This is a genomic window from Gemmatimonadota bacterium (assembly GCA_039715185.1).
GTDB lineage: Bacteria > Gemmatimonadota > Gemmatimonadetes > Longimicrobiales > RSA9 > DATHRK01.
The window spans coordinates 1-24,363 of sequence record JBDLIA010000047.1 but is presented as its reverse complement, the minus strand read 5'-3'; the positions used below and the strand labels follow the sequence as shown (position 1 = coordinate 24,363).

The following is a 24,363-nucleotide window of genomic DNA, read 5'->3' as shown; positions in this document are numbered from 1 at the left end:
TCGAACGGCCCGCGCACCCGAGGCGCCGTCACCGCGTGCCGGTACGCCCGCAGCGCTCCGGGGCTGGAATCGACGCGCCAGTCGGCCTCCTTGTCCATGTGGAACCACACGGCGCCGACGACGGCGGGGTTGTCCAGCAACTGGCGGTAGGCGGACTCTATCCAGCGCTCTTTCGATCCGTCGCCCGACTCCTGGGTGGCGAATTCACCGATGATGATCGGCTTGTGGAATCGGTGCTCCAGATCGCTGAGCATCCCGCCCATCTCGGTCCCATCGAAGAGCCGCGCAAAGCTGCGGTCGGGCCCGCCCCACACCGACGGCCCGTTGAACCCGTGGACGCCCACGTAGTCCACGTACTCATCGCCCGGGTAGTAGTTGCCGTACCAGTTCCAGTGGCTCTCATCGCGCGGGGCGCCTCCTACGGGGTTGCCCGTGTTCGGCGAAAACACCCAGCGTACGTTGTGCGCGCCCTCGGCGCGGAACAGGTCGACGATCCGCCTCCAGGCCTGCGCGAAGCGCTCCGCGGCGGCGTGGTCGCCGCCGTTCGCGGCGCCCTGCCACGCGTAGCCCCAGTCGCCGTTCATCTCCCAGCCGAGCTCGACGAGAACGGCCCCCCGGACTCCCGCCAGCCCGCGCGCGGTCGCCCGGATCTCATCGTCCAGCTCGCCCGCAACGACGGCGGCGAGCAGGCCCCCGGACGCCGTACCTCCGCCTGCCAGGTCCAGCGCCACGAAGTTGACCGCGCCCTGGTCGTGCACCTCCCGCACGAGGCGACCCGGCCAGCCACGGCGCGAGAAGTCATCGCCCAGGCGCAGGAAGGTCTTCACGAGGCCGGGCCGGCTCCCCGTCAGGCGCGCGAAGTCTTCGATCGCGCCGGCGATGTCATCGGGAGTGCTCCGTGCGTCGCCGAGAAAGACGCCGGTGAAGAAGCGCGCGGCGGCCGCCGCGCTGGCGCGGGTCGAGTCGGGCACTGGCGTCGGGATCGATGCGGTATGGGTCGCGTCCGGGATCGGACGGTGAGCGGCCAGAGGGCCGGCAGCCGCGGCGATTGCTAGCACCGCCGCGATGGTTGCGGCGAAGAGGGTCCGGCGCTGTCTGTTCTGACCGAGCTGCCTCATCGGCGTAGCTCCCTTCGATAGCCCGACGAGCTTGGCGGAAGGATCTCCGCGGTAGCCTCGTGGCTTTGCGTCATCGCCTTTCGGCGAGTTTGCCGTTGTCGAGGAGCCCGGGCGGCCGCACGGACCGGCCGGGAACCCTGACCCGTCTTCACGGGCGCGACCTAACATCTGGCAACTTGGAGGCCGAAACGTAGGCAGCCTCATATGTCGTTTTATTGAAGCGATTTAGGGGAGACGCGTCGAAACTTGAAAGGACCTGACCGCGAGAACAAATTTGGAGTGACCCGAAATCCTTGCGGGCCTTCTCGCGGTCCGGGAGAACTCGCCACGCACACGGGCGCGGCCCGGCTGCGAACACCGGATGCACTAGACCTTCGCCGACGCGCACGGGCGGCCGGCGGGCCACGGGGGTGCACAGACGTCGGGGGGAGAGATCCCAACCTCCAGCGTGGTCCGTTCAGCGTCTGGTTGACTCGACCCCAGAATGTATGGGCGGCGTTGCCCGAGTGCGATGGAACGCCGACCCCGGATCCGGGGAGATGGCCTGGCCATGGAGTCCGCGCTACACTTGCGCCATGAATTCCTGGGACGGGGCGGCCACGCCCTCAGCTCGCGCCGGCGGCTGGGCGGCGGTCGCGTGAGGCGCTTCGTGGCCGGGACGATGGCGCTCGCCGCCGCGGGCGCCTACGTGTGGCTTGTGCTGGGCGGCGTCCCGCCCGAACGCTCCGGCTCACCGGCCCGTCCCCCCGGGGGCGCACCTCCACCACCCGAGGTAGCGGATCTCGCACCCGACCCCGAGGCCGCCTCGCTGCTGCCGCGCTGGGATGACGCGTGGGCCGCGGGGCTCGAGCCGGCGACCGATTCGGCCGCCGACGTCGTCGCCGCCGGAGCCGCCGAACGCGCGTGGGCGTTCATGGTGCGCAACTACAGCCCGCGCACGGGGCTGGTCCGGGCCCACGACGACTACCGGTTCGTCACCATGTGGGACGTCGCGAGCGCTCTGGCGGGGTACTACGCTGCGGGGCGCCTGGGTCTCACCGACCCGCAGGACTACCGCGAACGCGCGGGGCGAGCGCTGCGCACGCTCGCGACCGCGCCCCTCTTCGAAGACAGGCTCTTCAACAAGGTCTACGACGCGGAGACGGGCGCCGCGCTCGACGCGGAGACGCTGCCATCCGCGGATGGATACGGCTGGTCGGCCGTGGACCTGGGCAGACTTCTGATCTGGCTGCGGATACTCCACGACGAAGATCCGGACTTGGCGCCGCTGGCCAACTCGGTCGTGGCGCGCCTGGACCTGGAGGCGGCGCTCGGGGACGGCGTGCTGCTGGGACGAGAGCGCGGCCCGATTCTGGGCTCGCGGTCCTACCAGGAGGGACGCATCGGCTACGAGCAGTACGCCGCGCGAGGCTTCGCGCTGTGGGGCGGCGCGGCGCGAACCGCCGAGGACCCCTTCGCCAACGCGGTCATCGACACCGTGCACGGGCGGCCGGTCCCGCGCGACGTGCGCGGCGCGGACTGCCTGACCAGCGAGCCGATCGTGCTGGCGGGAATGGAGTTCGGTTGGGACGCGACCTGGGGCGAGCTCGCGCGCGCGACGCTGGAGGCCCAGCACGCGCGCTATCTGGCCACGGATACGGTCACGATAGTGAGCGAGGACGCCAGCAGCACGCCGCCGCACTACTTCTACTACTACTGCGTGAGCTCCGGCGGGGAGCCGTTCGTGGTCACCGCAAAGGGCGACGGGGGTGGCATCGACGGCCCGCGCTGGGTGAGCGCCAAGGCGTCGCTCGCCTGGTACGCCCTGGCGCCCAGTGCCTACACAGCGCTCGCGGTGCGCACCGTGGGGGACGGCGCGGGCGACGAAGGCTGGCCCGCTGGCGTGCTGGAGGGCGCCCCGATTCCCTCCGGCGGAGAAAACGTGAACACCGCCGGGGTCACCCTCGAGGCGGCGCTTTACGCCTCGGTCGGAGCTCCGTTCCTGAACCCCCAGCGGGCCGAAGGGTCTTCAGCGCCTCGATAGACTCCAGACGTAGGCCGCGAGGGTATCGAGCTGGGGGCCGTCCAGGGACGCGATCCCCCCTTTGGGATTCATCGCGAACGGGCGAGCGGGATCGACCAATTCATCCCGGGAAACCCCCGCCCAGATGGTCTCGCGGATCCCCAGGAAGGATCCGTCGCTGTGCAGCCACTCGTCATCGCCGAGATTGGGGGCCCGCTCCCCGCCCACTCCGTTGGCCAGGTGGCATTTCGTGCAGGGTCCGTTGTTGAACATGAGGCCACCGGCCGCGATGATCTCCTCGGAAATGTCCGCCTCGCCGATGCCGGCGCGGGGGGCGCCGTCCCCATCGACTACCTGCGCCGCGGCCTCCGGACCCGGGGCAGGCCCTTCCCCTCCGCCGGCCTGCACCGGCCCTCCGCAAGCCGAAACAAAACCCAATGCCGCCGTCAGCGCCGCTCTCTCTATCCGCATCCGTCGCTCCATCGGAGGTGAACCCGCACTCTCCAATGAAGGTGACCTCCGGCGAAGGGAGACCCAACCCGTCCAGGTCAAGAGCCTGCAAAGCTTGCCGCGCGCCCATCCTCCCGCCCCGTCACCCTCACGGTTCCAGCGAGTCCAGCTCCTCCACGAGTTCGGCGATCTCGGCATCGAACTCCTCGGCGCTGCCGGAAAGTACCACCCCGTTCGGGACAGGCTCGAGCGACACGAGCGAAGCCGAGATGGATCCCGTCGGATCCTCGATTCCCGCGGTCACCCCGAACGCCAGTCCCCCGAACAGAAGCGTGACCCCGGCCGCTATCAGGCCCAGGCGCATCCGCGACGACGACGACGACACGCGCGCGTGCAGGTACAGGATCAGGGTGAACGTCGCCGCGGCCGTCACCACCCCGACGATGACCTGCGCGCTCGGGCCGAGCGCGAAGGCGAGCAGGCCGGCGATCCACGACGCGGGGACCGCCACGAGCAACGCCAGCGACAGCGCGCCGAGGTGGGCGTGGAAGCGGAAGGCGTCCTTGAACAGCCGCGTGCCCACCGCCCACGCCCCGCACCAGGCGGCGAACGCCACCGCGAAGGCGGTGCCCATCTGAAGCGCGTTGCCGGCATCGTACTCGGTCGGCGTCGCCAACCAGTCCAGTGCCGTGAGCAGCGCGATGGCGGCGCTGGCCAGGCCCCACGCGCGCAAGGGCGGGATACCCGCTCCGCGAGCCTCGCTGAGCGGGAGCGTCGGCTGAACCGCCGCCGTCGCGCTCATCAGGCGGAGCGTGGTCTGGCCCACCGTGAGCCGCGCTCCGGCGGCGAGAGCCCTCGGTTCCTTGCCGAGCGGCGCGCCGCCGACCGTCGCCGGGTTGACGCCACCCAGGTCGGTGGCGACGAAAACCCCGTCGTCGGCCGCCTCGACGCGCACGTGGGTCTCCTCAACGAACGGATCCCCGAGCATGACGTCGCAGCCGTAACCGCGCCCGATGGTGAACGAGCGGCCCACCGGCACCCTGTTGAGCACCGCGTCCTTGCGGCCCAGCACCTCGACCACGCCTAGCCGTTCCATCGGTATCCCTCCAGAACCCTCCGGACGAGGGCGCGCGCGTGCGCGAAGGAGATGCCGGACGCCTGGAAGGTGCTCACCACGGTCTGACCCGAAATCCCGGTCACGGCGGTCCTGAGCAGCACGTCGTAAAGCCCCTCCATCGACTCGTGCCGGCGCGCGCAGAAGGCGGAGCGCAGCTTCAGACCGGCCTCGGTTTTCACGGACGCCGGCCGGCACTCGTACGCCGTGACGTCGTCGTCGTCGGTCAGATCCCACGCCCCTGTTGCCGCGTACCACTGCGACGCGAGCGCCAGGAACCGAATCGAGTTCAGCCCGTCGGAGGCGAGCCGAACGTGCTCGAACGTCGCGAACGGGGACCACTGCTCGTTCGAAAGCCAGATCCTGTCGGCCACCTCGCAGCGGTACTGGATCCCCGTGTACTCCTCTTCTTCCTCATCGAGCGTCACCGTGAAGCAATCGAACGACTCTTCGGGGCCCACGGGCACGTCGAATCCGGACAGGTCGCGCTGCGGCAGCGGCTCGTCGAGCAGCGGACCGAAGAACCCATCCTGGAACGCATCCGCCCGGGCGCGCGCCTGCTCCAGGAGATCTTCCGTGGTCTCCCGCGGCGCGATGCGCGCCTCCTCCAGCAGCTCGGCTGCGACCTCGGCGGGGATCAGGAAGCTCAACTGATTGCCGGCGGTGGCCACGTTCACGCCCACAACGCGGCCGTCGGCCAGGACGGTCGGCCCCCCGCTCATGCCCGGATTCACTGACCCGGTGAAGTGGTGTCGGGGGGACACGGAGTGCTCCACGGGACCGTTGTACGTGCCCTCGACCACCGCCGTGGCCAGGTCGGCCGGGTGACCGAGAGAGTACAGGCGGGTCCCCATGGCGGGCGGGCCATCCACCAGGGTGAAGGCGTCGCCGACGGGCACCGAGGCCTGCAGCACCGCCAGGTCGTGGGCCGGCTCCACCGCCAGGATGCGCACTTCTCCCTCGCTTTCGCCGCCCACCCCCTCGAGCCGGATCCGGTAGCGGTCGGGGTGGTAGATCACGTCGTTGATGACGTGGTAGTTGGAGATGAGGTAGCCCCCCTCTCCAACCAGAAATGCCGTCCCCACTATTTCCGGCGTGGATGACTGCGCTTCCAGGATCTCCACCTTGAACACCCGGGGAGCGTAGGCGTCGAACACTTCGGACGCGGTCTGCGCCCGGAGCGGCGAGGCCGCGCTGAGGAGCAGCGCCAGGGCGATACCTGCGCGCACGGTTGCCTTGTGGGACACGGCTCGATCGGCGAAAAGAGGAGTCGATATGCTGGCGGACACCGGGCCGGGCGGAGTCGGCCTGGACGGACGCCCAAGCTACCGCCACGTGTCGTACGAACGCCAGCGGGAGGCTCGAGGTTCGTGAGGATCCCGCCCGCGCGACGAAAGAGAAGGCCCCGACCGACGAAATGTCGGCCGGGGCCCTGTCCCTACCCGGCGCGTCGACTCTCAGTAGGGGCGCAGCACCAGCTCGTAGCCGTAGCCGCGGTCCACCAGATCCGCGATGTGAACGCCCCCGGCTGTGATGAGCAGCGCGTGACGGCCGTAGGAGTCTCGGTACCAGCGACCGTACGGCGCGTCCCTGATCCCGTGGCGGCTCCGGTGGCCGTCGAGCCGCCCGTAGGTCAGATCCCCGAGGATGTCGAGCAGGCCGCCCCGATCGATCCGGCCACGCCTGTACCGCACATCGGGAAGGCGGTAGATGGGTCGGTCGATGCGCCGATCACGCCGGCGGTCACCGCGCCGGTCGATCCGCCGATCACGCCGGCCGTCGAGACGGTCGTGCCCCAGCGTGAACCCCTTGTCGCGGCACCACCGCCTGCCGTACACCGGGTGCCCCGCACCCGAGCGACAGAACGACGGTCCTCGCCGGACCCTGCGTCCGCGGTCGCGGTCGCGCGCGCCATCCCGGCGCCGGTCGCGGCGGTCGTCACGGACGCGGCAGTCGCGCCGCCGGTCTCGGTCGCGGCGATCGACCCGCCGGTCTCGGCGGCGGTCGTCGTCGCGGCCGAAGATGATGTCCCAGCCGCCATCCCTGCGCGCATCGCAGCGGTTACGACCGGCGTCCCGGCGCGATTCCACGCGGACGCCCCGATTGGTCTGGGCCACCGCAGAGGGAGGTGGCAGCAGCGCTCCTACGGCAAGCGCCGCAACGAGTGCGTGTCGAATCGCGATCATGGTGCCCTCCTCCGCTGAATGCTTCGACGCGGACGCCCGTGCGTCCACCAGTCACCAAGAGGAAAAGCAGAGGCCGTACCCAAACGGGCCGATCGAAGGCGAATCGGCGCGAAATCCGTGTGGCTGTGGGGAGAAGTCCGATTCAGGCGGGGTGATGCGAGCGCGCGACGGTGCGCCGGAATGTCACCGTTCGGGGACGCCGCGCGTGACTTTCGGGTGACGACGAGACCGGCAGGCCGGCGAGAGCGCGGCCCCTTCCTTTGCGCGATTCGCAACTAGTTCAAATCTTGAACGAGTTACTCATCGCCAGGACTGGACAGGTCACGCGCGGGGACCAGTCCGGGACATCCTGAAGACAAGAAACGGCCCCGCCACCTGCCTAAGCAGTTGCGGGGCCGTCGCTTCCGGCAGTGCGCCCGACAGGATTCGAACCTGTGGCCTTCGCCTCCGGAGGGCGACGCTCTATCCAGCTGAGCTACGGGCGCGTGGGGCGCTAATGATCTATACGGGGCGCACCAGGGTCAACCCGCTATCACCGCCGTGTCGGGATTCGCCGTTCGATCACGCGCGCAGCGTGAAGGGCGGGTACTCGTCTCGCAGGAGCAGCATGTACGCTTCGACCCTCATGGTCCAGGCGAGCACCCCGATGGCGAACCCGTACAGGGACTTCGGATAGCGCCCGGTGATGAGGATCGCCAGCCACGCCAGCGCCGTCGTGAAGGCCCACCCGAGGCTGAGCAGCCACACCACGAACAGGTGCGGAATCGCCAGGAAGAACCTGAGTGCGACCGTCAGGCGGTCGCGCTCCCCTTCCGGCATCGGAAGGACGAGTTCGGCGGGATAGGGTCCCTCCCCGAAGGGCGGGTACTCGTCCCGCAACAGCGTCACGTAGGCAGTCGCGCGCGTGCGCCAGCGGAGGTAGAACGACCCCAGCTTCCAGAGCCCCTCCGGATGCCGGCCGGTGAACAGGATTGCGAACCACGCGATCACGGCGCCGAGGCCTGCGACCGCGCCGAGTACGCCCCCCGAGCCGTACTCGAAATCCCACCCACTTTCGGTGCTCCAGCCGAGCGAAGTGACCATGGCGACCGGCGCGCCGACGATGAGCAGGTGCGGGATCGCGAGGAAGAAACGGAAAGCCGTGGTCAGCCGGTTCCGCTCCTCGAGCGCGGCCTGGACGTTCACGGCGATCGGATATGTTGCCGATTGCCCCGGGTCGTCGTCGCGCGTGTCCATTCGCCCCTCCTTCAGAGAGATCTTCGTGCGAACTCGTGTTGCGGGAGGCAGAGCGAGCCGCGGCCTTGCCAGGCCAGCCTCTCTCGATTTCCCCCGACGCATATGGTCTTACGATTGACGCGTCCGAATCGATCAAAGAGGGCGACCCGCGCGACTCGATTGGACGGCTGCGCTTCGTCAGGCGGGAGCACGCCCGCCGCTGCCCATCACGTACACGGTCCTTCGTAGACGAGGATCCTCTCGGGCTGCCGGCCGAGCACCGTGCAGCGGACGTAGTCGGAGCCGGAGATGACGGCCTGGTCGGGGCATGGCACCAGCCGCCGCTCCATCTCCTCGAAGCCAGGCTCCAGCCTGAACGTGCCGTCCGTAGCCACCGCGAGCGGGGTCCCACCGAAGGTGCTGAGGATGAGCCTGTCGCCGCTGACGCCGATGATCGAATAGTCGACCGGGACCGGCCAAATCCGGATCGCCGCGCCCGAGGCGTCGATCTCGGCGGCGATTTCTCCTTCCAGGCCTGGGAGCGGGGGCACCGTGGACATCGCACTTACGTCTGCGGTCATCCCGCAGGGGTGGTCCAATGTCTGGACCGAATCCGGAAGGCTCGCCGGATCGGCGTCGAGTGCGACCCAGAACCTCAGCGGCTGAGGCTCGGGAGTTTCGACCGGCGCCAGACAGGCAGAAAGGGCGACGAGCCCGCCGGCAAGCAAGTGACTCCGCATCGCGCGCTCCCTGTGTCGGGGGGAGACGACAACGGAATACGCAATAAGGGAGCCACACGCGGCGAGGTGTCAGCGCTGGTCGGGACGCGAATAAGCCGGGTTCTGTCCCCCACTCCTTACGGCGCGGGGTGGGATCATTTCTCTGGGACGCCGATTGCTCGGCGCCTCTAGCAGCCTACCCGGGACTCGAGCGGCGCGGGCCGCGCCTCGTCCCTGCTTGGCCTTGCTCCGGGTGGGGTTTGCCGTGCCGCTCCCGTCTCCGGTCGCGCGGTGGTCTCTTACACCACCGTTTCACCCTTGCCTGTGCGCCCGAAGGCGCCATCGGCGGTCTGCTCTCTGTTGCACTTTCCGTCGCCTCGCGACGCCCGGCTGTTAGCCGGCACCCTGCCCTGCGGAGCCCGGACTTTCCTCGACCGGAATGAATCCGGCCGCGATCCTCACTCGCCTCCCGACCAGCGTGTCTGGGGTACCCTCGAAAGGATACGAGTTTCCGGCGCGCGGCCTTCTACCGACCAGTTCGCCGTTTGCTAGAACGCCGCTTCGCCCGTGATCGCCTGGCCCAGGATCAGGCCGTGGATGTCGTGCGTGCCCTCGTAGGTGTAGACCGACTCGAGGTTCGCCATGTGCCGCATCGACTGGTATTCGACCAGGATGCCGTTGCCGCCCAGCAGCCGGCGCGCCTCCCGCGCCACCTCGCACGCCATGTCCACGTTGGCGCGCTTGGCCAGCGACACCTGCTGCGGGCGCACCTCGCCGCGGTCCTTGATGCGGCCCAGCTGCACGCACACGAGTTGCGCCTGGGTGATCCCGGTCAGCATCTCCGCCAGGCGCACCTGCTGGATCTGCGTGGCCGCGATCGGGCGGTCGAACATGACCCGCTCCTTGGCGTAGCTGACCGCCTCGTCGTAGCAGGCCATGGCGGCGCCGACGGCCCCCCAGGCGATGCCGTAGCGCGCCTGGGTCAGGCACATCAGCGGGCTGCGCAGCCCGCCCGACTCGGGCAGCAGCGCGTCGGCGCCCACGCGCACGTCCTGGAGCACCAGCTCGCTTGTGTCCGAGGCCAGCAGCGACAGCTTGCCCTTCTGGTCGCGCGCGGTGAAGCCGTCCGAGTCGGTCGGGACGATGAAGCCGCGGATCGACTTGGTGTCGTCCAGGTCCCCGGTCTTGGCCCATATGATGGCGATGTCGGCGGTGGATCCGTTGGTGATCCACATCTTGGCGCCGTTCAGCACCCAGCCGCCGTCTTCCTCGCGCGCCACCGTGCGCATGCTGCCCGGATCCGAACCCGCGTCCGGCTCGGTGAGGCCGAAGCAGCCGATGATCTCCCCGGCGGCCATGTCGGGCAGGTACTTCCGGCGCTGCTCCTCGCTGCCGAACGCGTGGATGGGGTACATGCACAGCGCCCCCTGCACCGACGCGAAGGACCTGATCCCCGAGTCCCCGCGCTCCAGCTCCTGCATGATCAGCCCGTAGGCGACGTTGTTCAGCCCCGTGCAGCCGTACTCCTCAGGCAGGTTGGCGCCGTAGACGCCCAGCTCGGCCATCTGCGGAACGAGCTCGGCCGGCAGACGCCGACCTATGTACGCCTCCTGGATGACCGGCAGCAGGTGGTCATCGACCCACGCGCGCACGGTGTCGCGCACCATCCGCTCCTCTTCGGAGAGGAGCGAGTCGATATCGTAGAAATCCACGCCCTGGAATTTTGGCATTCGTCGGGTTCTCGGTTCAGGATGTCGTCTGCAGTCGTTCCACCAGCCCGTCCGCGAACTCGGACGTGCTGGCCTCACCGCCCAGGTCCGGGGTCAGCCGGTCGCGCGCGTCGAGCGCCGCTAGCAGAACCGCACGCACCCGCTCGGCCGGCTCGGGCTGCCGCAGGTGATCCAGCATCATGCAAGCCGCCAGAAGCTGCGACGTGGGATTCGCTACGCCCAGCCCGGCGATGTCGGGGGCCGACCCGTGCACGGGCTCGAAGATGGCCGCGTCCTCGCCGATGTTCGCGCCCGGCGCGAGGCCCAGGCCTCCAACCAGGCCCGCCAGCTCGTCGCTCAGGATGTCGCCGAACATGTTCTCCATGACCAGCACGTCGAACTGGTAGGGGTCCAGCACGAGCTGCATGGCGGTGGCGTCGATGATCCGGTCCTCGAAGGCGATGTCCTCGTACTCGCTCGCCACCTCGCGACCCACATCCAGGAAGAGTCCCTGGGTGTACTTGAGGATGTTCGCCTTGTGCGCGAGCGTCACCTTGCCGCGGCCGTGCGCGCGCGCGTAATCCAACGCGTAGCGCACGATCCGCTCCGCGCCGTGCCGCGTCACTATCATCACCGACTCGGCCGCGGCGCGCGGGTCGTCGCCGACGCCTATGAAGTGCTCGACCCCCACGTAGAGCCCCTCGGTGTTCTCGCGGATGAGCACGATGTCGATGTCCTCGTAGCGTCCGCCCTTCATCATGGTGAGCGCGGGTCGCACGTTGGCGTACAGATCGAACTCCTTGCGCAACGCGACGTTGATCGACCGGAAACCGACGCCGACGGGGGTGGTGAGCGGCCCCTTGAGCGCGACCCGGTTGCGCCGGATGGAATCCAGCGTGGCTTCCGGCAGCGGCGTGTTGTGTCGCTCGATCGCGGCGACTCCCGCCTCCTGTCGATCCCACTCCAGGTCGGCGCCGGAGGCCTCCAGAACGCGGACGGTCGCCGCGGTGATCTCCGGACCGATCCCGTCCCCCGGGATCAGCGTTATCGGTTCGGCCATGTATTGTCTCGAGAAGTCGGTCAGCCCGCCGTGGGCACGTAGTCCGGGTTGTATTGGTGCTCGGTGTGGTCCTCGCCCCACTCGGCCAGGTCCTGCAGGAGCGACGGGCGCTGTGTTCCCTCCTGGAGCGCGTGGCCGAGCAGGTTGAGCGTGCGCTGCCACAGCAGCTCCGACAACTCGTCGCGCAGCAGCGTCGCCCGGCCGACCTCCACCCCGTTGGTCACGGTGATCGCGCGTACGGCGGCCACCCCGTCGTGGGCGGCGAGCAGGTCCCTGGTCGACGGAGAAAGCAGTTGCACGAACAGGTCGGCGCGCGCCCACAGCGACCCTCCCCGCCGCAGATTGCGCCGCTGCACCGCGAACGTGAGCTCCACCACGTTGCCGTTCAGGCGCACGTCGGTAAGGGTAGGATGATCCGAGTAGGCGGCGCGCACCTCATCGGGCGACGGCAGCGAGAGCGTCCGCTCGCCACCGATCCCCAGCCGGTCGCAGCCGGACAGCCCAGCCGCCAATGCCAGCGTAACGGCCCACGCACCTGCAAGGCTCCTCGCCAACGCGCCACCTCTATTCCAGAAACGATCGCACGAACACGCGCGCCAGCGACGCCGCGGCCGACTCACCGACCTCCTCGCCCACGATGCGCCCGCGCCATAGAACGGCCCCTCCTACCGTGTTGACCAACGCAAGATCCAGGCGCAGGCCGGGGCCGCCCGGACCGGGCGGCAGCACGCGCACCGGAACCAGCGCCAGGTTCCGGTCCGCCACCGCCCCCAGGCGCCGCAGGTCGCCGAGCAGCGGGTCCCGAACGAACTCGCGATCGTCGTTCAGCAGCGCGGCGATCGCTAGCCCCCGCGTGCGCAGTTGCAGGGCGGGCTCGCGGTCCACCACGACCTGCAGATCCGACGGCAGGCTCCACCTCAATCCTGTCACCGCGTCCGCCGCCCAGAATTCGATCTCGGCGTCCACGTCCCGGGCGGCCTGCGCGTCCTGGCCCGGCGCGCCCTGGACCGGAAACAGCATGACGCTCATGCCCGCGAGGCGCGGCACGGGTGTGGGCTCGGCCGGATCCCGCGCGAAGCCGCTCCCGCCGCCGCAGGCCCCGAGCGCCAGGAGCGCACCGCCGAGCAGACCGGTCGCGAGTCGCGGGTTCAAAGCAGGTATCCTCCGTCGACGGGAACGATGGCCCCGGTGATATGCCGCGCGGCCTCCGAGCACAAGAACACGACCACGGAGGCCACGTCCTGCGGGTCTCCCAGCCGCTCCAGCGCGGACCGGTCGCGCGCGCGATCCATGATCTCGGCGGGCACGACGTCGGTGAGCCTAGTCGTGCGGATGTAACCCGGCGCCACCGCGTTCACGTTGACGTTCGAGGGGCCCAGCTCGAGCGCGGCCGAGCGCGTCAGGCCGTTCAGGCCGGCCTTCGACGCCGAGTAGTTGGCGAGGCCGAATTCGCTGCGCGTCCCGTGCACGGAGCTGACGTTGACGATCTTGCCGTGCTGCTGGCGCCGGAACATGGGCGCGATCGCACGGATCATGTTGAACGCCCCGGTGAGGTTGGTATCCAGGACGTCGCGCCACTGGTCGTCGCTCATGCGCCAGAGCGCGCGGTCGGCGCCGATCCCGGCGTTGTTCACGAGCACTTGCAGCGACCCCAGCCGGCCGGCCGCCTCCTCCACGAACGCCGCCGCCTCCTCGCCGTCGCGAACGTCGCACGCGCGGTAGAACACGTCCACCTCGAGCTGCCGCAGCTCGGCCGCGGTCTGGTGGGCGGCGTCGCGCAGCTCCGCGCCGTCGTCCAGGAAGTTGAAGGCGATCCGGGCGCCCAGATGGGCGAACTCGAGAGCGATCGCGCGGCCGATGCCCGTGGCGGCACCCGTAATGACGACCCCGCTGTCGCGCAGGTCCGCGGCTTCGCGCGCGCGTTGGGGCGAGGTTTCCTCCGCCACCTCGTCGAGAAGCTGCTCTACGGCTTCGGTGGCTGTGCCCTCGGCGCCGGCAACGTCAGGCAGGCCATGCCCCTCCCGCTGGGCGATAGGAATTCGGCTGGCTCGTCGCGCCAATGCTGCCCCCCGGAGTGCACCCGCGGGGCGCCCGCGCGCCGCGAGACACGCGGGGTGCGTTCCCCGCCGCTGGTGGAGGGCCGGATGTTAGGAGGACGGCGAGGTAGCGGGCAAGGCGGCCTGAGCGGGTCGCGTAGCCCGCTCAGGCCTCCCTCTCCGCGCCGTGCTTGATCACGCGCGCTTCCACCATGTAGACCACGTCCTCCGCGACGTTGGTCGTCAGGTCGGCGATCCGCTCCAGGTTCCTCGATACCATGAGCGTCTCCATGCACGGCCCGATGGTGCGCGGGTTCTCCATCATCAGCGTGAGCAGAATCCGGAACATGTTGGAGTGCAAATCGTCCACGATGTCGTCCCTCCTGACGACATCGCGCGCCAGCGCCGCGTCCTCGCGGATGAAGGAGTCCAGGACGTCCGAGAGCATCTTGGTCGAGATGCGCGCCATCTCATCGATCTCGGGAACCGCTGCGATGCGCGGGTGGCGCAGCAGGCGCTTGACCTCCTTGGCGATGTTGACGGCGTGATCGCCCATCCGCTCCAGGTCGTTGGAGATCTTCATCGCCATGGTGATGAAGCGGAGGTCGCTCGCCATCGGCTGCTGGAGCGCCAGGAGCTGGATGACGGATTCGTCGATATCCATTTCTATCTGGTCGATCAGGTGGTCGGAGTCGATCACCTTCTGCGCGGGCTCCTCGTCGCGCTGGAGGAAGGCGTCGACCGCGGTCCGGACCGCCTCCTCCGTCCGTCCGGCCATATCCACCAGACGGGACTTGAGTCCCTCCAGCTCCTCTCGGAAGTGCAGTTGCCGCTTCATCCGAACCTCCCGGTGATGTACGCCTCGGTCCGCTCCTCGCGGGGGTTGGTGAAGAGCCTCTCGGTATCCTCGTACTCGATGAGCTCGCCCATGTACAGGAACGCCGTGCGGTCGGACACGCGCGCCGCCTGCTGCATGTTGTGCGTAACGATGACGACCGTGAAGTCCTTTTTCAGCTCGTAGATCAGGTCCTCGATCTTCTGCGTCGCGAGGGGGTCGAGCGCCGAGGCGGGCTCGTCCATGAGCAGCACCTCGGGCTCCACCGCGAGGGCCCTGGCGATGCACAGCCGCTGCTGCTGGCCACCTGACAGCGCCAGCGCGCTGTCACGCAGCCGATCCTTCACCTCGTCCCACAGCGCGGCCTGGACCAGCGACCTCTCCACCAGGTCATCCATCGAGCCCTTGTAGCCGTTGATGCGCGGACCGAACGCCACGTTGTCGTAGATCGACTTGGGGAACGGGTTCGGCTTCTGGAACACCATGCCTATGCGCCGCCGCACCTCCACCGGATCCACGTCGGCCGCGTAGAGGTCCGAGCCGTGGTACAAGACCTTGCCGCCCACGCGCGCGGCCGGGACCAGGTCGTTCATGCGATTGAAGCACCGCAGCAGCGTGCTCTTGCCGCACCCCGACGGCCCGATGAACGCCACGACTTCGTGCGTGGGAATCTCGAGTGACACGCCACGAATGGCGGGGCTGCTGCCGTAGTGGACGAAGACCTCGTCGGTGGACAGGACTGCGCTTTCGGCGACGGAATCGGTCACGAATCGTCCCTCGTGTATCTGTTGCGCAGCAGAATCGCCGCGGTGTTCATCGTGAGCAGCACCGCCAGCAGAACCATGATCCCCCCGGCCGCGAGATCGTGGAACTCCGGCTGCGGGCGGCCGATCCAATTGTAGACCTGCATGGGGATCACGGTGAAGGAATCCAGCAGGCCCCTGGGCACGAACGGCACAAAGAGGAGCGCCCCGATCATGATCAGCGGCGCGGTCTCGCCCACCGCGCGGGACAGCGCCAGGATCGTGCCCGTCAGGATGCCCGGGAGCGCCATGGGCAGCACGTGGTGGGACACCACCTGCCATTTGGTGGCGCCGAGCCCGTAAGCGCCCAGGCGGATCGAGTTGGGCACGGCCCGGATGGCCTCCTGCGCGGCGATGATGATCACCGGCAGGATCAGCAGGGTCAGCGTCAATCCTCCGGCCGCCACGCTCCGGCCCAGTTGCATCCAGCGGACGAACACCGCCAGCCCGAGAATCCCGTAGACGACCGACGGCACGCCCGCCAGGTTCGCGATGTTGATCTGGACCATGCGTCGCCACCGGTTGTTCGGCGCGTACTCCTCGAGCCAGATCGCCGTGGCGACCCCCAGCGGGAAGGAAGCCGCGGCGGTGACGAGCAGCACCCAGAGCGTGCCCACGAACGCCGGCCCCAATCCCGCGCGGCTCGCGAACCGCGACGGCTTGCCGGTCAGGAAGTGCCAGGACAGAGCGCCGAGGCCGTCGGCGGCCACGTCCACCAGCAGCACGACCAGGGCCACCAGGCCCACCGCCGTCGCCACCACGCAGGCCGCCAGGAAGACGGCGCCCAGGCGCCGGCGCTGATCGATGCGCGGCTCGAATTCGGCCGCGTCGGCGTACGCGCTCGGCGCGCGGTCGCCGCCCCGCCGCGCCAGGCTCACTCGTACACCTCCCGATACCTCCGCAACACGGCATTGCTGAGGATGTTCATCGCGAGCGTCATGGCGAAGAGCGTGAGGCCGACCGCGAAGATGGTCTTGTATTCGATGGTCCCGAACGGCGTCTCGCCCAGGCTCACCTGGACGATGAAGGCGGTCATGGTCTGGATGCTCTCGAGCGGGTTGGCGGTCAGGTTGGGCGTCATGCCGGCCGCTATGGTGACCGCCATGGTCTCACCGATCGCCCTGGACACCGCCAGGATGAAGCTGGCCAGGATTCCGGACAGCGCGGCGGGCACGACGCTCCGGGTCGCCACCTCGAACTTGGTCGCGCCCAGCGCGTAGGCTCCCTGCCTCAGCGCGCGGGGCACGGCGCGCATCGCGTCCTCGGACAGCGAAGACACCATGGGGATGATCATCAGCCCCACGACCAGGCTGGCGCTCGCCGCGTTGAACACGTTGGTGTGCGGAAACACCGCGCGTATGAGCGGCGTGACGAAGGTCAGCGCGAAGTAGCCGTAGACCACCGTCGGGATGCCCGCCAGGATCTCCAACGCAGGCTTGACGATTCGCCGCACCCGCCCGGGCGCGTATTCGCTCAGGTAGATGGCGCTGGCGAGCCCCACCGGCAGCGCGACCAGCGCCGCGCCGAGCGCGATCATGACCGACCCGCCCAGCAGGGGGAGCACGCCGAAGCTCCGCGGCGCCAGCAGAGGCGCCCACCTGCGGCCGGTCAGGAATTCGATGGGGGAGATCTCGGCGAAGAAGCCGGCGGCCTCGTAAAGCAGGACGCCGACTATGGCCACGGTCGTGAGCACCGAAACGCCGGCCGCGGCCGCCAGCGCGCCCCCGATCAAGCGCTCCCTGACCCGACGGTTGCGGGCTCCGGCGAGCGACGTCATTGCCTCTTCGCGCTCAACTCGTGGCCGCCGACGCCGCGTCGACGCGGTCGATGTTGTCCTGGTACTGCGCGGGCTGCAGCGGTATGTAGCCGACCTCTCGCACCAGCGCCGCGGCGTTGTCCATGTAGAAGCGCACGAAATCGACCACCGCCGGGCGCTCCAGCGCACCACTCGACACGTAGATGAACACGGGCCGCGACAACGGAGCGTACGCGCCGCTGTTGACCGTCTCCGGGCTCGGCGCGACGCAACCGGCGCCGCTGTCGACCGGGACGATCTTCATGCGGTCGGCGTTCTCCTCGTAGTACGCGTAGCCGAAGTAGCCCAGCGCGCCCCGGTCACCGGCGACGCCCTGCACGAGCACGTTGTCGTCTTCGCTGGCCGTGTAGTCGGCCCGGCTCGCGTCCTCTTCGCCGACGATCGCCTCGGTGAAGTAGTCGAACGTCCCCGAATCGGTGCCCGGGCCGTACAGGCGAAGCTCCACGTCCGGGAAATCGTCCCTCACGTGGGTCCAGCTCGACACCGCGCTCTCCGGCTCCCAGATCCGGCGGAGCTCGCCCACGGTGAGGCAGTCGACCCAGTCGTTCTGGGGGTTGACCACCACCGACAGGCCGTCGAAGGCCACCGGCAGCTCGATCGCCTCCACCCCCGCCGCGCCGCAGGCTTCCAGCTCGCTGCCCTTGATCGCCCGCGACGCGTCATTGATGTCTGTCTCGCCGGCGCAGAAGCGCTTGAAGCCCCCGCCTGTGCCGGAGATGCCAACGGTGACCCGGACCGCGCCGTCGTTGGCGATCATGTACTCCTCGGCCACCGCCTCGGTTATCGGATAGACCGTGCTGGAGCCGTCTATGCCCACCGCTCCGGACCTGTCCGCGTCACCACCGCACGCGCTCAGGGTCGCGCCGAGCGCCAGCGCCATCGTCCAGCTCGCCTTCATCGTCGCATCCTCCTGTTGGTCTTCGGTCGAATCGTGGGCGCGCGCAGCGCGGATCAGAAATAGACCTGCGCCTGCGCCCGGAAGGCGTTTTGCGCGTCCAGCGCGTCGGCCGAAGGCAGATAGAAGTCCCAGTTGGCCATGATCCGGTTGCGCCCGAACACGTACAGGTTCACCCCGGGCGTGACCAGAATCCCTTCGTCATCCTCGATCGCGTCGTTCGGGTCCGCCCAGCTCACGCGGCCGGCGAGCTCGACGCCGTCGAAGCGACTTCCCTCGATCGGCTCGAACCAGGAAACGATCCCCTGGAAGCCCGAGAAGCTGTCGTCGGTGGCCGAGGTCAGGTCGTCGCCGAACGCCACCTCGGCCAGCACGTGCAGGCCCGGGTCGCGGAAGCGGCCCCACTCGGCGTCCGCCTCGAACGCCCAGCCATCCTCCAGATCGGTGTCGCGCCTGGTCAGGCCCGCGCCGACGCTCAAAGGGTCGCCGGCCGACGGCACGACCGTGAAGCGAGACGCGAGCGTCTTGTCGTCGTTCACGTCACGGCTGTCGGCACCCTCGCCGTTGAACAGGCCGAGCTCCCAGCCGAAGCGGTCGGTGCCGCCCCTGACCGACGCGCCCAGGTCACGACCCACGTATCCGGACTCGCCCAGCACCGCCCGCTGCTCGCCGACGGCTCCTACGAGGTCGTCGAGGCCGCGGATGCGCGCGCCCCGCTCGATGACCGGGAAGACGGTCGAGCTGGTCAGCTCCAGCAGGCTGAACGAGCGCTTGAACTGGCCCACCTTGAGGTTGAGATAGTCCGACAGCTCGAAGTCGACCCAGGCGTCCGCCAGGCGCAGATCACCCTGCGCCAGGTCGGGCTGGATGCGGGCCCGGATCCAATCGTCCACGCCGATGTCCACCCTCAGTCGTATCCGGCGCGTCTCGAACGTGCTCGCCGCAGGCGCGTCGTCCGCGCCCGGGGGCAAGTCGGCTTCGTCCACGCTGGTGGTGTTGAACTGAAACTGCGCCCGGCCTCCGAGCCTCACCGTGACCTCGGGATCCTGGGCGGCCGCCTCGGTCGCGGGTATCAACAGCAGCGCCAACCCCGCCAACAACCTCATCGAACGTGTCATGTGCTGGATCTTTCCTCCCACGAGTCCGTTACGTCTGTAACGCTTGCGACGACATACTGCGGGGATGGCACCACGGGCGCGTCACCGCTCGGTAACGGGCTTGTAACGCCTGGCTGCGGGATGTGGAACGACCTACGACCGGGGGCCGGCGCGGCGGAGCATCGGGGAGCTCTCGCGACGGGTGCCGCCCCGTGGCGATCCAGCCGTGAGACGCGACCCGTCTCGGGACAACGGGGTGTCGCGCACCGCCGCCGGGATGGTGAAGAACACCGTCGTACCCCGGCCCAGCTCGCTCTCCGCTCTTACGGCGCCCCCCATCTGCTCGACCAGGTGCTTGACGATCGCGAGCCCGAGTCCGGTCCCGCCTGCCTCGCCCGTACGCGCGCTATCCACCCGAAAGAAGCGCTCGAACACGCGCGGCAGCGCCTCCGACGGAATCCCCGCCCCCCGATCGGAGACGGCTACCTCGTAGTACGGGACGGCGTGGGGCGACTTGTCGGTGACGGGTTCTGTTCGCCCGGCGTCGATTCCTACCACTCCGCCAGCGGCCGAATGCCTCAGGGCGTTGTCCAGAAGGTTCGTCAGGATCTGCCGCACGCCGAACGCATCGGCCAGAATCTCGACTTCCGCGCCCTCTCCCACCTCGAGCTCCACGCTCTTGTCTGCGGCGGCTCCCTCCAGGGCGGCCCATACTTCGCGCCCCGCGTCGGCCAGCCGCACCGGCTTCAGGTCGGGCTCCCACGCCCCTGCTTCGATGCGCGACAGGTCCAGAAGATCGTCGACGACGCGCTGAAGCCGATCGGCGTTCTGGCGGATAATGTCCACGAAGCTGCGCCGCACGCCGTCCGGCAACGCGTCGTCCACGAGGGTCTCGGCGTACCCACGGATGGACGTCAGCGGCGTCTTGAGCTCGTGGCTGGCGTTCGCCACGAAGTCGCGTCGGGCGGTTTCCAGGCGTCGAATCTCGGTCAGATCGACGAGCGACACCACGGTTCCCTGGCGACCGGCTGGCTGAGCGACAACGAACACGCGGCGACCGTCCAGTTCCTCCTCGACCGCCGCGGGCTCGCCGTCGCGCACCGCGGCCGCGATGATCCGGCGAATGGCGGTGGACCGGATGGCCGACCCGGCGGCGCTTTCTTCGAAGCGTTCGGGCAGGCCGAGCAACGACGCGGCCGCCGGGTTGGCGCGGACGATGCGGGCGTCCCCGTCCACGAGCAGGATGCCTTCGTCGACCGCGGCCAGGAGCGCGGCCAGATCCGCCCGCTCGCCTTCGAGCGCCCGGCGCCGGTCGCCCTCCTCGCGCAGGCGTGCGCGAACCGCCCGGGCTACCTCGTGGACCTCCGCTACGCGGCTACCCGCGTCGATCGGCGCGCGTCCCGCGAGCACATCGCCTACTCGCGCGAGGCCCGCCTCGATCGGCGCGGACAGGAGGGCTCCGGCGGCGGCGCCCAGCACGCCCGCCGCCAGCGCCACGCCGATGACGGCCGCCCAGCCTGAGGCGAAGCGGGCGGTCCAGCCCCCGGCCAGGGCCGCGGCCGCGGCGACCACAGCGACCGCCGCGACCAGCACGTAACGCAGGCCGACATGGCGGCCGCGAGCGGCCGGCTCCAACTGGGTCATTGGCCCTCGCGGGCCTTGAAGCGATAGCCGAAGCCGCGCACGGTCTCTATCCAGTCGGCGCCGGACCCCAGCTTGGAGCGCAGTCTCTGGACGTGCATGTCCACCGTTCGCGTCTCGATGTCCACGTGCACCTTCCACACGCTCTCGAGCAGGTGCTTTCGACTCTGGACGCGGCCGCGGCGTTCCAGCAGCGCGACCAGCAGCTTGTACTCCGTGGGGGTCAGGTCCACGGGCTCGCCATCCACCTCCGCCCGCATCGCGTTCACGTCGACGGAGATCGGACCGCCGCGGAGCGTTCTCGCATTGCGTCCGAGCGCCGGCGACTGCGCCCTGCGCAACACCGCCGACACCCGCAGTACCAGCTCCTGCGGGCTGAACGGCTTGGTGACGTAGTCATCGGCCCCGAGCTCGAAGCCCTTGATGCGGTCCATCTCATCCCTGCGCGCGGTCAGCACGACGACGGGGATATCCGCCGAGTCCGCGCGGGCCCTCAGCTCCTTCAGCACGTCGTATCCCGTGAACCCCGGCAGCATGATGTCCAGCACGATCAGATCCGGGCGTTCGTGGGACACCGCCTCCAGAGCTTCGGGGCCGCCGCCGGCCGTGCGCACCTGGTAGCCCTCGCGGGTCAGATGGTAGGCGACCAGCGCGGCTATGTCGCGCTCGTCTTCGACCACCAGCACCTGGGCCGGGGTCGCCGCCTTGGCCGCAGGCGGAATCGAGGCTGAGGCGATCTCGTTCATTGTGCGGGGTCGGCGTCGTCGGGTGGAGGCTGCTCGGCCTCCGCGGGCGCCGGAGTGGCCTCGACGGCGCCGTCATCCGCCGCGGACTCCGCGACCGGCTCATCGCCCAGGGTAACGAGGCCGCTTTCCAGGTCGATACGCGCGCGCGTGCGGAGCATCGCGCGGTCGCTCGCGCGGGTGATGTCGGGGGCGAGATGGTCGGGCCTCTCGAAGTACTCGTCGCCGACCAACTCGCCCGGTCGCAGCACGTGTTCGGCGACGTAGAACTCGAGCGAGGTGTCCCGGAAGCCGCGCGCGAACTCCAGCTCGACCGCGTTCTCGGGCGTACCCCAGTGCGCGAGTCGTTCGACTGCGCGCTCGTTGGGAAGCGGCTCCCCGTTGACCGACTGGAGCGCGGGTCCGGTCGAGCCCAACGTGAACACTAGGGCCTCGGCGCCGACGGTCGAACGAACCGACACGCGCACGAGCCCGGCCGCCGCCGAGTCCACGCTCGCCGAGATCTCCGGCGGCGGCACGTCGTCGACCGCGGGGGCCGGCGCCACCGCGTACGTCACCTCGCTCAACGCATAGCCCGAGAGCGACTCCGGCTCGCCGACCGGTCCCACCTTCTGGGCCGCCCACGCGACCCCCGGATCGGACGCCGGTCGATCGGCGTCCGTGCCCCAGCGGGCGACCAGGCTGTCCCGGTCGAGGAGGTACACGAGCGTCGACGGAGCCGGCCGCTCCGGGGACGGCGAAGCGGTGCGAATGCCGAGCACCAGGAAGAGCGCCCCTAGACCGGCGCCGACCGCCGGAGCCCACCAACGGTTGGGCCCACGCAGGCCCTCCAGCGCGGGGATCAGCATAACCACGGTCAACCCCAGCAGCGCCCCGAGCGCGGGCGCCGCGGCCAGGCTCATGGCCAGCCAGAGGGTCTCGGTCAGCGGCACGAGCAGCACCGTCATCACCGCGGCCGCGGCGAGCGCGAGGGCCCAACGGAACGGCCCCAGCTTACCGCCGGCCGAGGCATCCGCGCCGAGCAGCAACGCCACGCCGCCCGCGAGCGCGGGCCACTGCAGGTTGGCCGCGCCCATGGGTATCAGCGCCGTGGCCGCGGCCGCGCCCGCGACCGGCACGAGGAGCGCCCCCGCGTACACTTCGCTCGCCGAGTACCAGCGTCGCGCCAGGCGCAGGAATCCCAAACCGACGACGAACGCCAGCGCGGCGAAGGCGAGCAGATACCAGCCTTCGGCGTGGAAAGCGGCGGCGTGCAACGACCCGTACTCCGGGTGGGCGCCGCGCCGCCACATGAACAGACCGTAGGCCACCGCGCCGCTGGCCGCGATCGTCCCCGCGCCCACGCCCACGCCCGCCGCCATGCCCCACGCGCGTCCGCCGCGCTTGCGCACGCGCCATACCGCCGCTGCCCAGACGAGCAGGCTCAGAATACCCAGCGCCCAGATCCAGAGCCGCGAGTACGCGACCAGTCCGATCAGGGGCAGCGACACGTAGCTCGCGTCGGCGTCGTTCACGACCGTCAGGTCGGAGTTCCCCAGGTGGCGCAGCAGAGCCAAAGCCTGGTCGCCGTGATGCTGAAGGGTCGCGGGCGACACCGTGGCCGGGACGTCGTACGCCTGGTGGTAGACGTGCGCCCCGCCGATCGCCGCGAAGTTGAGCCCTTGCTTGCCCGCCGACTTGAACGGCGTGAAGTCGGTGTCGTTGGGCAGGCGTTTGTAGACCTCGTACGACAGCGAGTTCGCCGCGGGCCGCGCCACCGCCTGGTCGAACGCTCGCACGACCCAGCCGTTGTCGGCGCCCGTCTCGAACATGAAGGACGGCCCGGCGCCTCCCCGCATCTCGATCGACAGCACCAGCGCTACGTCGTCCAGCCAGGGGTGCTCGTCCACGAAGGCGCGCGCGCCCAGCAGGCCGAGCTCCTCGGCGTCGGTGAACAGGACGATGACGTCGTTGCGCGGCCGGGGGCCCGCTCGCAAAGCGCGCAGCGCTTCCAGGATCGTGGCCACGCCGGCGCCGTCGTCGCCCGCCGCGCGTGAGATGCCGCGGCCGTCGTAGTGCGCCGTGATGAGAACCGCGCCCTGCGAGGCGGTGCCCGGGACGCGGGCCACGATGTTGCGCACGGTCGCGGCGCGCGCCATGTCGCCGAAGCCAATGACGGAGGTGGCGGTCTGCACGCTCGGCTCGTGTCCCAGATCCTCCAGCTCGTCCAGCAGGTAGGAGCGCACCGCCGCGTGTTCCGGTGAGCCCGGCGGGTGCGCGCGCCGGGCGATCCGCTCGAGGTGCTGCGCCGCGCGCGCCGCGGAGAAGGCCGTGGCGGGAGCGTTGGCACCGGCGGGATCGGGCGCGACGCGCGCCAGGCTCGAGAGCCAAACGAGGGCCGCCAGGACGAGCAGGGTGAGCGGACCGCGCAGTTTCCCTCCGGGCGCGGCCTCCGGCTCGCGCGCCGGCGCCTCGGGTGGCTTGGCTGAGGGAGGTGCGCCCGCGCCGGCCGCAGGCGCCGTCTTCGCCTTCGACGCAGCGTCGCCCGGCGCGGGAGCCGCGCCGGCCGGCGGCCCGGCCTCGGTCAACGGACCGGGCCCCTCGCCTTCCGCCAGCTCCCGCTCGAGCTGCTCCACCTCGTCCGGGCTGAAGCCCAGCTCCTCGAAGGAGGGGATGTCCGGCAGATCCTTGTCGCTCACCGCGGGCTCCGGGGTCCGGGTTGCCTCTCGCGCGATCATCGCGGCGCGGGCCGGGTCGGTATGGCGACCGGCGTCCTCAGGTATGAAAGACAAGAGCGGGGCCCGGGACAAGTCCCGGACCCCGCGAGTCACCCCCTCAGAGCAACTCCTAGTGTGCCGGCGCGGAAGTCCCGTGTGCACCGAGGCGCGTGATGCGCCCGCGGGGCAAGGCGGAACGACGCGCCGTAGCCGTCGCTACGGCAAGGA

At 69.8% G+C, this 24,363-nt stretch carries 22 protein-coding genes, 1 tRNA gene, 1 other RNA gene and 1 riboswitch; of the genes, 1 reads left to right on the top strand and 23 read right to left on the bottom strand.

Annotated features, from left to right (window positions below; genetic code table 11):
* Window positions 1-1,118, bottom strand: a 1,118-nt coding sequence (locus ABFS34_10055) for a glycosyl hydrolase (protein ID MEN8375778.1), incomplete at its 3' end; no start/stop codon positions are given.
* A 13-nt stretch (window positions 1,119-1,131) separates the two neighbouring features.
* A riboswitch (cyclic di-GMP riboswitch) is annotated at window positions 1,132-1,222 on the bottom strand.
* A 446-nt stretch (window positions 1,223-1,668) separates the two neighbouring features.
* Between ABFS34_10055 and ABFS34_10050 the strand changes: the two genes are divergently transcribed.
* The gene (locus ABFS34_10050; protein ID MEN8375777.1) at window positions 1,669-3,141 is read left to right on the top strand and encodes a DUF3131 domain-containing protein; all 1,473 of its coding nucleotides are present in this window, start codon (window positions 1,669-1,671) and stop codon (window positions 3,139-3,141) included.
* Here ABFS34_10050 and ABFS34_10045 read toward each other — a convergent pair.
* The 22 genes from ABFS34_10045 to ABFS34_09940 form a co-directional block, all read right to left on the bottom strand.
* On the bottom strand, window positions 3,127-3,591 hold the full coding sequence (locus ABFS34_10045) for a hypothetical protein (protein ID MEN8375776.1): 465 nt from the start codon (window positions 3,589-3,591) through the stop codon (window positions 3,127-3,129). The two genes, ABFS34_10050 and ABFS34_10045, sit on opposite strands and share 15 nt — an antisense overlap.
* A 127-nt stretch (window positions 3,592-3,718) precedes the next feature.
* Complete coding sequence (locus tag ABFS34_10040) at window positions 3,719-4,666, bottom strand: FHA domain-containing protein (GenBank protein MEN8375775.1); 948 nt, start codon at window positions 4,664-4,666, stop codon at window positions 3,719-3,721.
* The gene (locus ABFS34_10035; protein ID MEN8375774.1) at window positions 4,654-5,931 is read right to left on the bottom strand and encodes a serine protease; all 1,278 of its coding nucleotides are present in this window, start codon (window positions 5,929-5,931) and stop codon (window positions 4,654-4,656) included. Before ABFS34_10035 ends, ABFS34_10040 begins: the two co-directional genes overlap by 13 nt.
* Window positions 5,932-6,141: 210 nt before the next feature.
* Window positions 6,142-6,870, bottom strand: a complete 729-nt coding sequence (locus ABFS34_10030) for a hypothetical protein (protein MEN8375773.1) — start codon at window positions 6,868-6,870, stop codon at window positions 6,142-6,144.
* Between the two features lie 411 nt (window positions 6,871-7,281).
* Window positions 7,282-7,355 (bottom strand) — tRNA-Arg (locus tag ABFS34_10025).
* Between the two features lie 76 nt (window positions 7,356-7,431).
* Entirely contained in the window at window positions 7,432-8,106 is a 675-nt protein-coding gene (locus ABFS34_10020) for a DUF4389 domain-containing protein (protein MEN8375772.1), read from the bottom strand.
* Between the two features lie 206 nt (window positions 8,107-8,312).
* Complete coding sequence (locus ABFS34_10015) at window positions 8,313-8,645, bottom strand: hypothetical protein (GenBank protein MEN8375771.1); 333 nt, start codon at window positions 8,643-8,645, stop codon at window positions 8,313-8,315.
* Window positions 8,646-8,900: 255 nt separating this feature from the next.
* An RNA gene (rnpB, locus tag ABFS34_10010) (RNase P RNA component class A) lies at window positions 8,901-9,277 on the bottom strand.
* A gap of 75 nt (window positions 9,278-9,352) precedes the next feature.
* Complete coding sequence (locus tag ABFS34_10005; protein ID MEN8375770.1) at window positions 9,353-10,534, bottom strand: acyl-CoA dehydrogenase family protein; 1,182 nt, start codon at window positions 10,532-10,534, stop codon at window positions 9,353-9,355.
* A gap of 16 nt (window positions 10,535-10,550) precedes the next feature.
* Window positions 10,551-11,573 (bottom strand): isocitrate/isopropylmalate family dehydrogenase, encoded by a 1,023-nt coding sequence (locus ABFS34_10000; GenBank protein ID MEN8375769.1) that lies wholly within the window; start codon window positions 11,571-11,573, stop codon window positions 10,551-10,553.
* A gap of 20 nt (window positions 11,574-11,593) precedes the next feature.
* Complete coding sequence (locus ABFS34_09995; GenBank protein MEN8375768.1) at window positions 11,594-12,127, bottom strand: hypothetical protein; 534 nt, start codon at window positions 12,125-12,127, stop codon at window positions 11,594-11,596.
* Between the two features lie 10 nt (window positions 12,128-12,137).
* The gene (locus tag ABFS34_09990; GenBank protein ID MEN8375767.1) at window positions 12,138-12,725 is read right to left on the bottom strand and encodes a hypothetical protein; all 588 of its coding nucleotides are present in this window, start codon (window positions 12,723-12,725) and stop codon (window positions 12,138-12,140) included.
* Entirely contained in the window at window positions 12,722-13,633 is a 912-nt protein-coding gene (fabG, locus tag ABFS34_09985) for a 3-oxoacyl-ACP reductase FabG (GenBank protein MEN8375766.1), read from the bottom strand. The genes ABFS34_09990 and fabG overlap by 4 nt, the downstream gene beginning before the upstream one ends.
* Window positions 13,634-13,775: 142 nt before the next feature.
* Window positions 13,776-14,447: a phosphate signaling complex protein PhoU gene (gene phoU / locus ABFS34_09980; protein MEN8375765.1), complete on the bottom strand. Its 672-nt coding sequence runs from the start codon at window positions 14,445-14,447 to the stop codon at window positions 13,776-13,778.
* Window positions 14,444-15,211 (bottom strand): phosphate ABC transporter ATP-binding protein PstB, encoded by a 768-nt coding sequence (pstB, locus tag ABFS34_09975; protein ID MEN8375764.1) that lies wholly within the window; start codon window positions 15,209-15,211, stop codon window positions 14,444-14,446. The genes phoU and pstB overlap by 4 nt, the downstream gene beginning before the upstream one ends.
* Complete coding sequence (gene pstA / locus ABFS34_09970; protein MEN8375763.1) at window positions 15,208-16,125, bottom strand: phosphate ABC transporter permease PstA; 918 nt, start codon at window positions 16,123-16,125, stop codon at window positions 15,208-15,210. Before pstA ends, pstB begins: the two co-directional genes overlap by 4 nt.
* Window positions 16,122-17,024, bottom strand: a complete 903-nt coding sequence (gene pstC, locus ABFS34_09965) for a phosphate ABC transporter permease subunit PstC (protein MEN8375762.1) — start codon at window positions 17,022-17,024, stop codon at window positions 16,122-16,124. Before pstC ends, pstA begins: the two co-directional genes overlap by 4 nt.
* A gap of 13 nt (window positions 17,025-17,037) precedes the next feature.
* Window positions 17,038-17,961 (bottom strand): PstS family phosphate ABC transporter substrate-binding protein, encoded by a 924-nt coding sequence (locus ABFS34_09960; protein MEN8375761.1) that lies wholly within the window; start codon window positions 17,959-17,961, stop codon window positions 17,038-17,040.
* 53 nt (window positions 17,962-18,014) lie between these two features.
* Entirely contained in the window at window positions 18,015-19,076 is a 1,062-nt protein-coding gene (locus ABFS34_09955) for a porin (GenBank protein MEN8375760.1), read from the bottom strand.
* Between the two features lie 132 nt (window positions 19,077-19,208).
* A complete protein-coding gene (locus tag ABFS34_09950; protein ID MEN8375759.1) occupies window positions 19,209-20,699 on the bottom strand; it encodes an ATP-binding protein in 1,491 nt (496 codons plus the stop codon).
* Complete coding sequence (locus tag ABFS34_09945) at window positions 20,696-21,442, bottom strand: response regulator transcription factor (GenBank protein MEN8375758.1); 747 nt, start codon at window positions 21,440-21,442, stop codon at window positions 20,696-20,698. The genes ABFS34_09950 and ABFS34_09945 overlap by 4 nt, the downstream gene beginning before the upstream one ends.
* Window positions 21,439-24,117 carry a M20/M25/M40 family metallo-hydrolase gene (locus ABFS34_09940; GenBank protein ID MEN8375757.1) on the bottom strand — a complete coding sequence of 893 codons (2,679 nt, stop codon included), beginning with the start codon at window positions 24,115-24,117 and terminating at the stop codon, window positions 21,439-21,441. Before ABFS34_09940 ends, ABFS34_09945 begins: the two co-directional genes overlap by 4 nt.
* Window positions 24,118-24,363: the final 246 nt, after the last annotated feature.